The organism is Mycolicibacterium bacteremicum, assembly GCF_002086115.1.
Lineage (GTDB): Bacteria > Actinomycetota > Actinomycetes > Mycobacteriales > Mycobacteriaceae > Mycobacterium > Mycobacterium bacteremicum.
In genome coordinates, this window is record NZ_MVHJ01000002.1 from 12,439 (window position 1) to 26,691 (window position 14,253).

Annotated in this window: 16 protein-coding genes; 13 read left to right on the forward strand and 3 right to left on the reverse strand. The window is 69.4% G+C overall.

The genetic code is table 11. The features are described from left to right. Positions 1-62 precede the first annotated feature (62 nt). Genes hemL through BST17_RS02385 form a run of 7 tightly spaced genes read left to right on the forward strand, consistent with a single transcriptional unit; the run spans position 63 to position 6,975 of the window. Entirely contained in the window at positions 63-1,382 is a 1,320-nt protein-coding gene (gene hemL, locus BST17_RS02355) for a glutamate-1-semialdehyde 2,1-aminomutase (protein WP_083055346.1), read from the forward strand. A 26-nt stretch (positions 1,383-1,408) separates the two neighbouring features. Continuing rightward, positions 1,409-1,996, forward strand: coding sequence for a histidine phosphatase family protein (locus tag BST17_RS02360; protein ID WP_083055643.1), 588 nt, complete (start codon positions 1,409-1,411; stop codon positions 1,994-1,996). Further along, a complete protein-coding gene (locus BST17_RS02365; RefSeq protein ID WP_407937724.1) occupies positions 1,996-2,577 on the forward strand; it encodes a TlpA disulfide reductase family protein in 582 nt (193 codons plus the stop codon). Before BST17_RS02360 ends, BST17_RS02365 begins: the two co-directional genes overlap by 1 nt. 7 nt (positions 2,578-2,584) lie before the next feature. Then, complete coding sequence (locus BST17_RS02370) at positions 2,585-3,316, forward strand: cytochrome c biogenesis CcdA family protein (protein ID WP_207573559.1); 732 nt, start codon at positions 2,585-2,587, stop codon at positions 3,314-3,316. Then, positions 3,313-4,899 (forward strand): cytochrome c biogenesis protein ResB, encoded by a 1,587-nt coding sequence (gene resB, locus BST17_RS02375; protein ID WP_083055348.1) that lies wholly within the window; start codon positions 3,313-3,315, stop codon positions 4,897-4,899. Before BST17_RS02370 ends, resB begins: the two co-directional genes overlap by 4 nt. 4 nt (positions 4,900-4,903) lie before the next feature. Next, positions 4,904-5,872 carry a c-type cytochrome biogenesis protein CcsB gene (gene ccsB / locus BST17_RS02380; protein ID WP_083055349.1) on the forward strand — a complete coding sequence of 323 codons (969 nt, stop codon included), beginning with the start codon at positions 4,904-4,906 and terminating at the stop codon, positions 5,870-5,872. 5 nt (positions 5,873-5,877) lie between these two features. Then, entirely contained in the window at positions 5,878-6,975 is a 1,098-nt protein-coding gene (locus BST17_RS02385) for a MinD/ParA family ATP-binding protein (RefSeq protein WP_083055350.1), read from the forward strand. Here BST17_RS02385 and BST17_RS29165 read toward each other — a convergent pair. Beyond that, positions 6,972-7,133, reverse strand: a complete 162-nt coding sequence (locus BST17_RS29165) for a hypothetical protein (RefSeq protein WP_165762196.1) — start codon at positions 7,131-7,133, stop codon at positions 6,972-6,974. The two genes, BST17_RS02385 and BST17_RS29165, sit on opposite strands and share 4 nt — an antisense overlap. Before the next feature lie 77 nt (positions 7,134-7,210). Between BST17_RS29165 and BST17_RS02390 the strand changes: the two genes are divergently transcribed. Both BST17_RS02390 and BST17_RS02395 read left to right on the forward strand, forming a co-directional pair. Then, positions 7,211-7,489, forward strand: coding sequence for a DUF4229 domain-containing protein (locus BST17_RS02390; RefSeq protein ID WP_207573562.1), 279 nt, complete (start codon positions 7,211-7,213; stop codon positions 7,487-7,489). A 59-nt stretch (positions 7,490-7,548) separates the two neighbouring features. After that, entirely contained in the window at positions 7,549-9,777 is a 2,229-nt protein-coding gene (locus BST17_RS02395) for a S9 family peptidase (protein WP_083055644.1), read from the forward strand. On the opposite strand, the gene BST17_RS02400 is transcribed toward BST17_RS02395, so the two are convergent. Next, positions 9,751-10,497 carry a helix-turn-helix domain-containing protein gene (locus BST17_RS02400; protein WP_083055352.1) on the reverse strand — a complete coding sequence of 249 codons (747 nt, stop codon included), beginning with the start codon at positions 10,495-10,497 and terminating at the stop codon, positions 9,751-9,753. The genes BST17_RS02395 and BST17_RS02400 overlap by 27 nt on opposite strands. A gap of 63 nt (positions 10,498-10,560) precedes the next feature. On the opposite strand from BST17_RS02400, the gene BST17_RS02405 reads away from it, so the two are divergent. Continuing rightward, the gene (locus BST17_RS02405) at positions 10,561-11,214 is read left to right on the forward strand and encodes a DUF3159 domain-containing protein (RefSeq protein WP_083055645.1); all 654 of its coding nucleotides are present in this window, start codon (positions 10,561-10,563) and stop codon (positions 11,212-11,214) included. Positions 11,215-11,274: 60 nt separating this feature from the next. On the opposite strand, the gene BST17_RS02410 is transcribed toward BST17_RS02405, so the two are convergent. Continuing rightward, positions 11,275-12,144, reverse strand: a complete 870-nt coding sequence (locus BST17_RS02410; protein WP_083055646.1) for a 1,4-dihydroxy-2-naphthoate polyprenyltransferase — start codon at positions 12,142-12,144, stop codon at positions 11,275-11,277. Between the two features lie 80 nt (positions 12,145-12,224). Between BST17_RS02410 and BST17_RS02415 the strand changes: the two genes are divergently transcribed. From BST17_RS02415 to BST17_RS02425, 3 genes are read left to right on the forward strand one after another with little or no spacing between them, the layout of a single operon-like run. Beyond that, positions 12,225-12,446, forward strand: coding sequence for a hypothetical protein (locus BST17_RS02415; RefSeq protein WP_083055353.1), 222 nt, complete (start codon positions 12,225-12,227; stop codon positions 12,444-12,446). Then, complete coding sequence (locus tag BST17_RS02420; RefSeq protein WP_083055354.1) at positions 12,443-13,219, forward strand: S-methyl-5'-thioadenosine phosphorylase; 777 nt, start codon at positions 12,443-12,445, stop codon at positions 13,217-13,219. The genes BST17_RS02415 and BST17_RS02420 overlap by 4 nt, the downstream gene beginning before the upstream one ends. Next, positions 13,216-14,247: an NAD-dependent epimerase/dehydratase family protein gene (locus tag BST17_RS02425; protein ID WP_083055355.1), complete on the forward strand. Its 1,032-nt coding sequence runs from the start codon at positions 13,216-13,218 to the stop codon at positions 14,245-14,247. Before BST17_RS02420 ends, BST17_RS02425 begins: the two co-directional genes overlap by 4 nt. The last annotated feature ends 6 nt before the right edge of the window (positions 14,248-14,253 follow it).

Genomic DNA, 14,253 nt, shown 5'->3' on the forward strand with positions numbered 1-14,253 from the left:
CCACGCTCGGCCCACTACACCCTGTAGTTGACGGAGTTGCTCCGGCTGGAACACTGGATGCCATGAGCAGCACCGTGTCGTCCGTTTCGGCGTCGGCTGCGTTGTTCGCCGATGCGTCCTCGGTGATCCCCGGTGGGGTGAACTCACCGGTGCGCGCCTTCAGCGCCGTCGGTGGCACGCCCCGCTTCATCACCAGTGCCGGTGGCTACCGGCTGACCGATGCCGACGGCAACCGCTATGTCGACCTGGTGTGCTCGTGGGGGCCGATGATCCTCGGCCACGCGCACCCCGAGGTCGTCGAAGCGGTACAGCGGGTCGCCGCCGACGGGCTGTCCTTCGGTGCGCCGACCCCCGCCGAGACCGAACTGGCCCGCGAGATCATCGACCGGGTGAAACCGGTCGAGCGGATCCGCTTCGTCAACTCCGGCACCGAGGCCACGATGAGCGCCATCCGCCTGGCCCGCGGCTTCACCGGCCGGCCGAAGATCGTCAAGTTCTCGGGTTGCTACCACGGGCACAGCGACGCGCTGCTGGCCGACGCCGGGTCCGGGGTGGCCACCCTGGGATTGCCGTCCTCGCCCGGGGTCACCGGCGCCGCCGCGGCCGACACCATCGTGCTGCCCTACAACGACGAAGCCGCCGTCGCGGAGACGTTCGCGGTGCACGGCGAGCAGATCGCCTGCGTCATCACCGAGGCCAGCCCCGGCAACATGGGCACCGTCGCGCCGCTGCCCGGTTACAACGCCGCCCTGCGCCGGATCACCGCCGAGCACGGTGCGCTGCTGATCTCCGATGAGGTGATGACGGGCTTCCGGGTCAGCCGCGCCGGCTGGTACGGCCTGGATCCGGTGGACGCGGACATCTTCACCTTCGGAAAGGTCATGAGCGGTGGACTGCCCGCCGCGGCGTTCGGCGGCCGGGCCGAGGTGATGGAGCGGCTGGCCCCGCTCGGGCCGGTGTACCAGGCCGGGACGCTGTCGGGGAACCCGGTGGCGATGGCCGCCGGTCTGGCCACGCTGCGCGCCGCCGACGACACCGTCTACCGCACGCTCGACGCCCATGCCGACCGGCTCGGAGCGCTGCTCACCGATGCGCTCACGCACGCCTCCGTCGCGCATACCATCTCGCGGGCCGGCAACTTCCTGACGGTGTTCTTCGGCGACCAACAGCCGACGAACTTCGCCACCGCCAAGGCCACCGAGACCTGGCGTTACCCGGCCTTCTTCCATGCCCTGCTGGACGCCGGCATCTACCCGCCGTGCAGCGCCTTCGAGACCTGGTTCGTCTCGACCGCGTTGGACGACACCGCGTTCGACAAGATCGCCGAGGCGCTGCCGCACGCCGCCCGCGCGGCGGCGCAAGCCTCCGGGCCCACCCGGTGACACCCGTCCGGACGACCGTGCACGTGATGCGGCACGGCGAGGTGCACAACCCCGAGAAGGTGCTCTACGGTCGGCTGCCCGGCTACAACCTGTCCGAACGGGGCCGGCTGCAGGCTCAGGCCGCCGCGGACTGGCTGGCCTCCCACGACATCACCTACGTGGTGGCCTCGCCGTTGGAACGCGCGCAGCAGACCGCCGGGCCGATCGCCGCGGCGCACGGTCTGGACATCGACACCGATGCCGATCTGATCGAGTCGTGGAACGATTTCGAGGGTAAGCGGGTGGCACCGGGCGACGGCGCGCTGCGCGATCCGCGTAACTGGCCGCGCCTGCGTAACCCGCGCAAGCCGTCCTGGGGTGAGCCCTATGACGAGATCGCCCCCCGGATGACCGCCGCGCTGCACCGTGCGCGGGTCAAAGCCCAAGGGCACGAGGCCGTCTGCGTCAGCCACCAGCTGCCGGTGGAAACGCTGCGCCGCGCGATGACCGGCCGTTCGCTGCCGCACCTGCCGCTGCCGCACAGCCGGCTGTGCAACCTCTCGTCGATCACCTCGTTCACCTTCGACGACGACCGCCTGATCCGGTGGGGATACACGGAGCCCTGGGGAATCTAGTGAAGTGGCTTGCCGCGCTGGTGGCGCTGATGGTGGTGCTCACCGGTTGCTCGACCGGTGACGACGCCGTCGCTCAGGGCGGCACCTTCGAATTCGTCGCCCCCGGCGGCAAGACCGACATCTTCTACGATCCGCCCGAATCGCGGGGTACGCCCGGCAAACTCGCCGGACCCGATCTGATGGACCCGGAGAGGACGCTGGCCCTGTCGGATTTCGCGGGCAAGGTCGTGGTGATCAACATCTGGGGCCAGTGGTGTGGGCCGTGCCGATCGGAGATGCCGCACCTGCAGCAGGTGTACGACGCGACCCGCGCGCAGGGCGTGCAGTTCCTGGGCATCGATGTGCGTGACAACAACCGCACGGCGGCAGTCGATTTCATCACCGACCGCAACATCACCTTCCCGTCGATCTACGACCCCTCGATGCGCACCATGATCGCCTTCGGTGGCAAGTACCCGACCACGGTCATTCCCTCCACCCTGGTGCTGGACCGTCAGCACCGGGTGGCCGCGGTGTTCCTCCGCGAGCTGTTGACCGATGATCTGCAACCCGTCGTCGAGCGGTTGGCTTCCGAGAAGTGATGGCACAGTGAGCGATCTGATCACCGGTGGCCCACTGCTGCTCGCAGCCGGGCTGGCCCTGTTGGCGGGGCTGGTGTCCTTCGCGTCGCCGTGCGTGGTGCCGCTGGTGCCCGGTTATCTGTCCTATCTGGCTGCCATCTCCGGTGGCCCCGGCCGGTGGAGGGTCGCCGGCGCGGCCGGTCTGTTCGTCGCGGGATTCACCGTGGTATTCCTGCTCGGCAGTGTCGCCGTGCTCGGCATGACGACCGCGCTGATCACCAATCAAGAACTGTTGCAACGCATCGGCGGGGTGATCACCATCGCCATGGGGTTGGTGTTCATCGGATTCGTGCCTGCTCTGCAACGGGACACCCGGTTCGCGCCGCGCCAGTTGTCCACCCTGGGCGGCGCCCCACTGCTCGGTGCGGTGTTCGCGCTGGGCTGGACGCCGTGCCTGGGCCCGACGCTGACCGCGGTGATCGCGGTGTCCTCGGCCACCGAGGGTTCGGCGGTGGCCCGCGGCATCGCCCTGGTGATCGCCTACTGCCTGGGGCTGGGGTTGCCGTTCGTGCTGCTGGCCTTCGGGTCCGCGCGCGCCGTGCGGGGGCTGGGCTGGCTGCGCGAGCACACCCGCGGGATCCAGATCTTCGGCGGGGTCCTGATGATCGGCGTCGGCGTCGCGCTGGTGACCGGACTGTGGGGTGACTTCGTGGCCTGGGTGCGCGATGCCTTTGTCAGTGACGTGAGGCTGCCGATATGAGAGTTCTGCAGCCGGTCTGGGCGCTGCTGCGCAATACCTGGCGCACGCTGACCTCGATGGGCACCGCGCTGGTGCTGCTGTTCCTGCTCGCGCTGGCCGCCATCCCGGGCGCATTGCTGCCGCAGCGCAGCCTCAATGCCGGCAAGGTCGACGAGTATCTGGCCGACCATCCCACCCTGGGGCCGTGGCTGGACCGGGTGCAGGCCTTCGACGTCTTCTCCAGCTTCTGGTTCACCTCGATCTACGTGCTGCTGTTCGTGTCTCTGGTGGGCTGTCTGACCCCGCGGATGCTCGAGCACGTGCGCAGCCTGCGTGCCGTCCCGGTGGCCGCACCACGCAACCTGGGCCGGCTGCCCAAACACCACGAGGCCCAGATCGACACCGACGCAGCCGAGTTCGCGTCGCAGGTCGATCGGCGGCTGAAGGGTTGGCGGCGCACCACCCGCACGACCGGGGACGGTGCCACCGGAGCCGCTCCGGCGGCGACATCCAGCATCGAGATCTCGGCGGAGAAGGGGTACCTGCGCGAGTTCGGCAACATCGTCTTCCACTTCTCCCTGCTGGGGCTGTTGGTCGCCATCGCGGCGGGCAAACTGTTCGGCTACGAGGGCAATGTCATCGTGATCGCCAACGGCGGGCCGGGATTCTGCTCGGCGTCACCGGCGGCGTTCGACTCGTTCCGGGCGGGCAATACCGTCGACGGCACCTCGCTGTACCCGATCTGTGTGAAGGTCAACGACTTCGACGCCGACTACCTGCCGAGCGGGCAGGCCGTCAGCTTCGCCGCCAACATCGAGTACCAGGCCGGCGAGGACCTGGCCAACGACGTGTGGAACGACTACCGCCTGGAGGTCAACCATCCGCTGCGCATCGGCGGGGACCGGATCTACCTGCAGGGCCACGGTTACGCACCGACCTTCACCGTCACCTTCCCGGACGGGCAGACCCGCACCAACACCGTGCAGTTCCGCCCCGACGACCCGCTGACGTTGTTGTCCTCGGGCGTGGTGCGCATCGACCCGCCGGCCGGTACCTACCCCGACCCGGACGAACGCCGCACGCAGCAGATCGCCATCCAGGGTCTGTTCGCGCCGACCGAGTTCCTGCACGGCACCCTGCTGTCGTCCAGCTTCCCGGCCATGAACAAGCCCGCGGTCGCCGTCGACATCTACCGGGGCGACGCCGGGTTGGACACCGGGCGCCCGCAGTCGATCTTCGACCTGGATCCCCGGCTGATCGGGCAGGGCCGGCTGAACAAGGAGGCCCGGGTCAACCTCACGGTCGGCCAGGAGACCCGGCTGGACGACGGGACCACCGTCCGCTTCGACGGTGCGGTGCCGTTCATCAACCTCCAGGTGTCCCACGACCCGGCCCAGGTGTGGGTGCTGGTGTTCGCGCTGACCATGATGGGCGGCCTGCTGGTGTCGCTGATCGTGCGCCGGCGGCGCGTCTGGGTTCGAATTACCCCTGGCTCGGCGGGTACCGTGAGCGTCGAGCTGGGCGGACTTGCCCGCACCGACAACTCCGGATGGGGCGACGAGTTCGAGAAGCTGACCGACCGGCTGCTCGCAGTAAAGGAATGAACACGTGAACAGCACCGATATCGATCTCGACCTGGCGCGCTATTCGGACTGGGCGTTCACCTCGTCGGTGGTGGTGCTGACCTTCGCGCTGTTGCTGCTCGCCGTCGAACTCGCCTATGCCCGTAGCCGCAAGGTGGAGGCCCGTGAGCTGGTGGGTGCCCGTGTGGGCCAGGCCAGCGACACCCCGGGCATTGTCGTCGACGACGGTTCGCGCTCGGTCGACGAGCGCATCGGCCGCACCGGAGTGGCCCTGTCCTATGCCGGCATCGTCCTGCTCGCGGCCTGCATCGTGCTGCGCGGGCTGTCCACGGCCCGGGTGCCGTGGGGCAACATGTACGAGTTCATCAACCTGACCTGTTTCTCGGGTCTGGTCGCCGCCGCGGTGGTGCTGCGCAAACCGCAGTACCGGGTGCTGTGGGTGTTCGTGCTGGCGCCGACGCTGATCCTGCTGACGGTGTCGGGCAAGTGGCTCTACACCCACGCCGCCCCGGTGATGCCCGCGCTGCAGTCCTACTGGCTGCCGATCCATGTCTCGGTGGTGAGTCTGGGTTCCGGGGTGTTCCTGGTCGCCGGCGTCGCCAGCCTGCTGTTCCTACTCAAGATGTCGCCGCTGGCCGACAAGGACAACGGCCTGGGCCGGGTCATCGGCAAGCTGCCCGACGGGCAGGTCCTCGACCGGATCGCCTATCGCACCACCATCTTCGCGTTCCCGGTGTTCGGGTTCGGCGTCATCTTCGGGGCCATCTGGGCCGAGGAGGCGTGGGGTCGGTACTGGGGCTGGGACCCCAAGGAGACCGTGTCGTTCATCGCGTGGGTGGTCTACGCCGCCTACCTCCACGCCCGGTCGACCGCCGGGTGGCGCGACAAGAAGGCGGCCTGGATCAACGTCGTCGGCTTCATCGCGATGGTCTTCAACCTGTTCTTCATCAACCTGGTGACCGTCGGGCTGCACTCGTACGCCGGAGTGGGCTGACACCGATGACGTCCGGGGGTGAGCTCAGCTTCAGAGATCAGCAACGGTTTGTCGATCCGGCGCAGGAGCTGCCGCCGGAGTGGACCGCGCCGACGCCTCCGCGCGGATTCCCCGCCGTCGCGCCTCCGGTGCCGGCGCACGACATGACGGCGCCGCCGCAGACCAGTCCGGTGCCGCTGCCCGCGCCGTATCTGGACCTGTCCACCGTCGCGTTGCTCGGCCAGCCCAAGCAGGTGCCCGCCGGTGGGTGGCGGCGCTGGCTCTACCTCGGGTCCTTCACGCTCATCAACCTCGGCCAGGGCGCCAAGGTCACCAGCGAGCTGACATTGCGGGAGCAGGCCTCCCGGCCCCTGCGCGGCTGCTACCGGATCGCGGTGCTGTCACTGAAAGGCGGCGTCGGCAAGACCACCGTGACCGCGACGCTGGGCGCCACCTTCGCCTCCACCCGGGGTGACCGCGTCATCGCGGTGGACGCCAACCCCGACCGCGGCACCCTCAGTCAGAAGGTCCCGCTGGAGACCCCGGCGACGGTGCGCCATCTGCTGCGCGACGCCGAGGGCATCAGCAGCTACAGCGATGTCCGGCGCTACACCTCGCAAGGGCCCAGTCGGCTGGAAGTGCTGGCGTCGGAATCGGATCCGGCCGTCTCCGAGGCGTTCAGCTCCGAGGACTACGCCCGCACCGTCGAGCTGTTGGAGCGCTACTACAGCCTGGTGCTCACCGACTGCGGGACAGGCATGCTGCACTCGGCGATGGCCGCGGTGCTGGCGAAGGCAGACGCCTTGATCGTGGTCAGTTCCGGGTCGGTCGACGGTGCGCGGTCGGCCTCGGCAACCCTGGACTGGCTCGACGCGCACGGTCATCAGGATCTGGTCCGCAACGCCGTCGCGGTGGTGAACGGGGTACGGCCCCGGTCGGGCAAGGTCGATCTGCAGAAGGTCGTCGACCACTTCGCGCGCCGCTGCCGTGCGGTGCTGCAGTTGCCGTTCGATCCGCATCTGGAGGAGGGCGCGGAGATCAGCCTGGACCGGCTCAAGCCGGCCACCCGGGATGCGCTGCTGCGCTTGGCGGCCGTGGTGGCCGCGGGATTTCCCGCCTCCTAGGAGCGCGGGTTGTCGCCGTCGCGTAGCCGCCGCAGGAAATCGGGATCGTCATCGGGCCCGATCACCCGGGGCCGTGGACGGTTGGCCGATGCGCGCAGCATCCGGAATGTCAGATAGGCGAGCCCGGCCACCAACAGGACCAGGAGTAAGTACTGCAACGAAAACCTCCTTACTCCGAATATACGCGTCCCGTCGGTAGGCTCGGGCCGTGTCTGAATCTCGGCCGGGTACCCGGATGCTGCGTGATGTCGGAGCCTATCTGCTGGCACGGCTGGCATTGGCGGCCGTGCTGACGGGTGTCATCCTCGGTGCCGGACATCTGGTCGGGCTGCGCGAATTCCCGGTCGTGGTCGCGGTGTTGTTCGCCATCGTGTTGGCGCTGCCGCTCGGCATCTGGGTGTTCGCACCGCTGCGTCGTCGCGCCACCCTGAGCATCGCGGAGTTCGACGAGCGTCGCCGCCAGGACAAGCAGAGCCTGCAGGCCCGGTTGCGCGGCGAGGACCCGGAACCCTAGACCCGCCCGCGGCGGTCGCGGCTTGAGTATGCCGCTACGTCCGGGTGTTGCATGTCGGCGTGACGACGATCGTGACCGACTCCGACTACGCCCGCGCCGAACAACTTCTCACACCGTATCGGGCCCGCAAGGTGCCCGGCAACGCACTGCACCCGCAGTGGCTCAGCGGCGGCGCACGCTTCTGGTACCAGGTGGGCAACCGCTACGTCACGGTCGACCCGCACGGCGCGGGCCGGCGCGACGCGTTCGACCACGACGCGCTGGCCGCGGCGCTGACGGTCGCATCGGGGCATGCGGTCACCGGTGCCGATCTGCCGATCTCGGCGGTGGAGATCACCGATGCGGACACGGTGGTGTTCGGTGCCTTCGGTGAGCGCTGGGAGTGGGCCGGCGCGACGCTGGGGCCCTCAGGCGCGCCGGCGCCGGTGCCCGCAGAGGTGCCCTCACCGGACGGCGTCTGGGTCGCGTTCCGCCGCGACGGCAACATCTGGGTCCGGCGGAGCGCCGGCGACGAGGAGTTCGCGCTCACCGATGACGCCGAACCACACTTCGACTACGGCGGCCTGCCCGGGACGACCGGGCTGCGCTCACTGTTCCGGTTGCTCGGCCTGCCCGCGCCGGTGGTCCTGCACTGGTCCCCGGATTCGAGCCGAATCCTGGTGCAGCGCATCGATCAACGCGAGGTGCCCGAACTGGTGCTCATCGAATCCAGCCCGCCGGATGGTGGTCGTCCGGTGGAGCACCGCACCCGGTACAGCATGCCCGGCGAGGAGCCCGTGGCGATGATGACGTGGAATGTCCTCGACATCGCCGACCGGACCCAGGTACGCCAGCAGACCGAACCCACCCCGATCATGCACAACGTGGCGCTGGTCTATGCCTGGTGGTCAGGACAGAACGCCTATTTCCTGCAGCACTCCCGCGATGCCCGCTCCTTGGAACTGCGCCGCCTCGACCCGGCGACCGGTGCGGTGACCACGCTGGTGAGCGAGGTCGGCCGGACCCGCGTCGACCCGACGGTGCTGCTGGGTGATCCGCACATGGTGCGGGTGCTGGGCACCGGCGAGGTGCTGTGGTGGTCACAACGCGACGGGTGGGGCCACCTGTACCTCTACTCGGCCGACGGTGCCCAGGTCACCCAGGTGACGAAGGGTCCGTGGCTGGTACGCAGCCTGCTATGGGTCGACGAGGATGCCCGGCAGGTCTGGTTCGTCGCGAACGGGCTGGTCGACGACGACCCGTATCTGCGGCAGGTCTGTCGAATCGGATTGGACGGCAACGGCTTCACCCGGTTGACCGATGACACCCTCGATCACGACGCGGTGGCCCCGCCGGAGGGGGGTTACTTCGTGGACCGGGCGTCGTCGGTACGCATGCCCACCCGGTCGGTCGTCCGCGGCCCGGACGGCGCGGTGCTCGTCGAGTTGGAGGCACCGGGCACCGAGGCCCTCGAGCAGCTGGGCTGGCGTTCGCCGGAGCGCTTCCGCGCCACGGCCGCCGACGGGACGACTCCCATCTTCGGACTGCTCTGGCGGCCACACGATTTCGACCCGCAGCGCCGCTATCCGATCATCGAACACAGCTATCCGGGGCCGCAGGTGTACCGGGCGGCACCGTCATTCGACGCCATGCACCAGGGTGAACCGGAGGCCTACGCCGCGCTCGGGTTCGCGGTGGTGGCGATCGACGGGCGCGGGACCGCGGGGCGCAGCAAGGCCTTTCACGATCACTCCTACGGCGACCTCGGCAATGCCGGGGCGCTCGACGACCATGTGGCGGCCATCCGGCAACTCGGGCACCGGTATCCCTGGCTGGACACCACCCGCGTCGGCATCACCGGTCAGTCCGCAGGGGCGTTCGCCGCCGCCCGCGCGGTGTTGCTGTACCCGGATTTCTACAGCGTGGCCGTGGCGACCTCCGGCAATCACGACAACGGTGTGAATCTCGCGATGTGGGCCGAGCACTACCACGGTGATGTCAGTGCCGACGGCAGGCGGGCGATCTCGAACGCGACACTGGCCGAGAACCTGCGCGGCAAGCTGCTGCTCATCCACGGTGAACTGGACGACAACGCGCACCCCTACATGACGCTGCGGCTGGCCGACGCCTTGATCAAGGCGGACAAGGACTTCGACCTGATCGTCATTCCCGGTGCCGAGCACGCGCTGGTCGGGCGCCAGCACTATTTCCTGCGGCGCACCTGGGACTACTTCGTGCGGCACCTGCACGGCAGCGAACCGCCGGCCTACCGGCTCGCACCGTTACCGTTGCCCACCCTCGGCCTGTAGGGCCGCCACGATCTCGCCGGCCCGACGCAGCACATCGAGCTGGGCGGGGTTGTACAGATCAGCCATCGCGGCGCCGATGGCCTTCTCGGCGAAGCGGGCACCGCGCGGTGCGTCGATGCGCGCCTCGCTGAGCGCGGGATGGTCCTGCCGCACCTGCCAGATGTAGGGCGCCAGCCGCTCGGCGAGGTCCCGGCGGGTGGCCTCGTCGGCGTCGGCGGGCAGATCATCCAGCTCGGTGGCGGCCGGATCCTCACGGGTGTCGCCGATCAGGTCGGCGTAGGCCTGCCGTCCGCGCGGGCCCAGCACCCGACTCAGCACGACCACCAGCTTGCGGTCCGCGTCGGTCATCTTGGCCGCCGCGGTCGGCGCGGCGAACTCGGCGGGCAGGTCGGTCGGCGCGGAGTTGGTCAGGATCTCGGCCAGTTCGTCGCGCACCTGCTGCAGACGCGCGATGGTCGCCGCCAACTCGTCGTCGAGCTCGCGCAACGCCTGCTCGGGATGCTCGTCGGTGTCGCCCAGTGCCGCGATCTGAGGCAGTGAGAAACCCAGGTCCACCAGCCGCTTGATGCGAACCAGGCGAACCAGGTGCGCGACGCCGTACTGCTTGTAGCCGTTGGACCGTCGTTCCGGTTCGGCCAGCAGGCCGATCTGGTGGTAATGCCGCACCGCCCGCAGGCTGGTGCCGGCCAGGTCGGCGATTTCCCGGGTGCTCCACGCCACGTACCCATCATGCCCATGCCGCCGACTTGACTGTGCCGCTACGTCCGAGTGTGCGATGTGCTCATGTCTGAACAAGCATGCGCGACCGAGGAGCGGGAACCCACCGTCCTGGAGCGGGTCGGCGGCATCTCGGGGTTGGTCTATGCCAGCGTGCCGACCTTCGCCTACGTCATCGTCAATGCCATCGCGGGGTTGACCGCGGCCGTCGTCGGCGCCCTGGCGGTCAGCGTCGGGCTGATCGTGGTGCGCCGCCTGCGGGGCCAGCCGATCCAGCCTGCGGTGTCCGGACTGCTCGGTGTCGCGCTCGCAGCCGGCATCGCATACTTCACCGGCTCGGCGGAGAACTACTTCCTGCCCGGTATCTGGATCAGCCTGGTCTGCGCGGCCGCGTGCATCGTGTCGGTGCTGATGCGTCGCCCGGTGGTCGGGGTGATCTGGAATCTGTTGCGCAGCAGCGGGCCGGACCCGAGCTGGCGCGCCGACAAGGCGGTGCTGCGGGCCTTCGACGTCGCCACCCTGACCTTCGTGGTGCTGTTCGCCGCGAGATTTGTTGTCCAGCAATGGCTCTACGACGGCGGTCACACCGGGTGGCTGGCGGTCGCGCGGATCGGGATGGGCTACCCGCTGCTCGGTCTGGCCCTACTGGTGGTGTTCTGGGCGGTCCGTCGGGCCAACCGGTTGACCGCCTTGCGCCGCCCGGACGCAGAGAGAGCGTGAGAGTGACGTTTTTTTGGTCTGCGGCCTCGGGAGAGCGCAGAAACGTCTCATTCGCCTCCGTTACGCGAGCGTGAGCGCCGCGGCGACCGCCATCGACCACACCAGCATCGTCAGCCCGGTGAACTGCAGCACCGGGATCAGCGCCGCGCCGCCGAGCCGTCCACGCACCGGGGCCGCCGCGCGGACGGCCAGCGGCAGCGCCAGGAATCCGGCGGCCGCCCACGGGGTGGCCAGCATCAGCACCAGGGTCAGCACGAAGGTCACCGCGACCAGTGCTTGGAACAACAGCCGGGTACGGGCATCCCCGAGCCGCACGGCCAGCGTGATCTTCCCGGACTCGGTGTCGGTGGGGATGTCTCGGAGGTTGTTGGCCACCAGGACCGCCGAGGACAGCGACCCGATGCCGACGGCCAGTGCCAGGCCCACCCAGTCGACCCGCATCGCCTGGGTGTACTGGGTGCCCAGCACGGCCACCAGTCCGAAGAAGACGAACACCGCGACCTCGCCGAGACCGCGGTAGCCGTACGGCTTCGACCCCCCGGTGTACAGCCAGGCCCCGGCGATGCAGACGGCGCCGACCGCGATCAGCCACGGCTGGCTGACGATGGCCAGCGCCAGGCCGGCCGATGCGCCGATGGCCAGGCTCACGATCGCCGCCGTGAGCACTGCCCGCGGTGAGGCCGCCCGGGAGCCGACCAGGCGCATCGGTCCGCTGCGTACGTCGTCGGTACCGCGGATGCCGTCGGAGTAGTCGTTGGCGTAGTTCACCCCGATGATGAGCGCCAGCGAAACTGCCAGCGCCAGCAGCGCCTTCCACCACACCGCGGAGCCCAGCCAGGCGGCCGCGCCGGTACCGGCGATCACCGGTGCGATCGCGTTGGGGAGGGTGCGGGGGCGGGCGCCGGACACCCACTGCGCGAAGCTAGCCACGCGGGCCATCGTTGCATGTCCTGAACAGCGGTGACGCGGCGCACCTTGTCACATCGCGGAGTCGGCATGAGACTGATCAGATGACTGACCGACTCAGCAAGAGTGAAATCGCCAAGGACGCGCTTCAGGAAGGCGTGGAGTCCGTGGCCTCGACGGTGGGGGAGGTCGCGTCGATCATCACGACCGCCGTCAAGGACGTCGCCGGTGCCATCGGCGGGCTCGCCACCGACGCGTTCGCGATCCGTGATGCCGCCCGGCAGGCCGCCGAACGCGCCGAACTGGACGGTCAGCGCGACGAGTGATCGGCGTCATCGGCGGTAGCGGTTTCTACACGTTCTTCGGCGCCGACGCCCGCGCCGTCAACCTGGACACCCCGTACGGCGAACCCAGCGCGGCGATCACGGTCGGTGCCGTCGCCGGTCACGAGGTCGCATTCCTGCCCCGGCACGGACTCTCTCACGAGTTCTCCCCGCACACCGTGCCGTACCGGGCCAACATGTGGGCGCTGCGCGCGCTCGGCGTGCGGCGCATCTTCGCCCCGTGCGCGGTGGGCAGCCTCACCGCGGAGCTGGGCCCCGGGGCAATGGTGGTGCCCGACCAGCTGGTCGACCGCACCAGCGGCCGGCCCGACACCTTCTTCGACTCCGGCGGCATCCATGTCGGCTTCGCCGATCCGTACTGCCCGACGCTGCGGGCCGCCGCCGCGGATCTACCCGGCGTGGTCGACGGCGGCACCATGGTGGTGGTGCAGGGACCGCGGTTCTCCACCCGCGCGGAGAGCCAGTGGTACGCCGGGCAGGGGTTCAGCCTGATCAACATGACCGGCCATCCGGAGGCGGTGCTCGCTCGGGAACTCGAGATGTGTTACGCCGCAATTGCATTGGTGACCGACCTGGATGCCGGCGTCGAGGCCGGTGCCGGGGTCCGCGCGGTCGACGTGTTCGCCGAGTTCGAGCGCAACATCGGTGGGTTCAAGCAACTGGTGCATGAGGCCATCGCCGGTGTGGCAGCCGAACGCACCTGTACGCACTGCCTGGCGCATGAGGGCGTGACCTTGCCGTTCGAACTGCCGTGAGGGTGCTGCTGACCGGCGCGGCCGGTTTCATCGGCAGCCGTATCTGGGCGCAGCTGCTGGCAGCCGGGCACGAGGTGGTCGCCGTCGACGCGATGCTGGACGCGGCCCACCGCGACGGTGCCCAACCGCCGGCGGACTGCCGCCGACTCGACATCCGGGACGCCGACGCGGTGGCGGGCGCGCTGAGCGGCGTGGACGTGGTGTGCCATCAGGCCGCGGTGGTGGGCGCCGGTGTCAACGCCGCCGACGCCCCGTCCTACGGCAGCCACAACGACTACGGCACCACCGTGCTGCTGGCGCAGATGTTCGCCGCCGGGTGCTCGCGGCTGGTGCTGGCCTCCTCGATGGTGGTCTACGGCCAGGGCGGTTACGACTGCCCCGAACACGGCCAGGTCGAGCCGCTGCCCCGCACCCGGGCGGACCTCGACGACGGCGTGTTCGAGCACCGCTGCCCGATCGGTGGGGAGCCGCTGCGGTGGCGGTTGGTCGACGAGGACGCACCGCTGAAACCGCGCAGCCTCTACGCGGCGAGCAAGACCGCCCAGGAGCATTACGCGTTGGCGTTCAACGATTCCGTCGGCGGATCGGTGGTGGCGCTGCGCTATCACAACGTGTACGGGCCCGGCATGCCGCGCGACACCCCGTACTCCGGGGTGGCCGCGATCTTCCGGTCGCAGCTGGAGGCCGGCGGGGCGCCCAAGGTGTTCGAAGATGGCGGGCAGATGCGCGATTTCGTGCACGTCGACGATGTCGCTGCGGCGAATGTCGCCGCGGTGGAGGCCGACCTGGGCGGGTTTGCGGCCTTCAACGTCAGTTCGGGGCGACCGGTGTCCATCCTGGAGGTGGCCGCCCGGCTCAGCGAGGCGCGCGGTGCGCCGCCGCCGGTGGTGACCGGGCAGTACCGCAACGGTGATGTCCGGCATATCGTCGCCGATCCCGCCAGGGCCGCTGAGCTGCTGGGATTCCGGGCCGCGGTGGATCCCCGCGACGGTCTCGGGGAGTTCGCCTTCGCGCCGCTCCGGGATTAGCCGGTG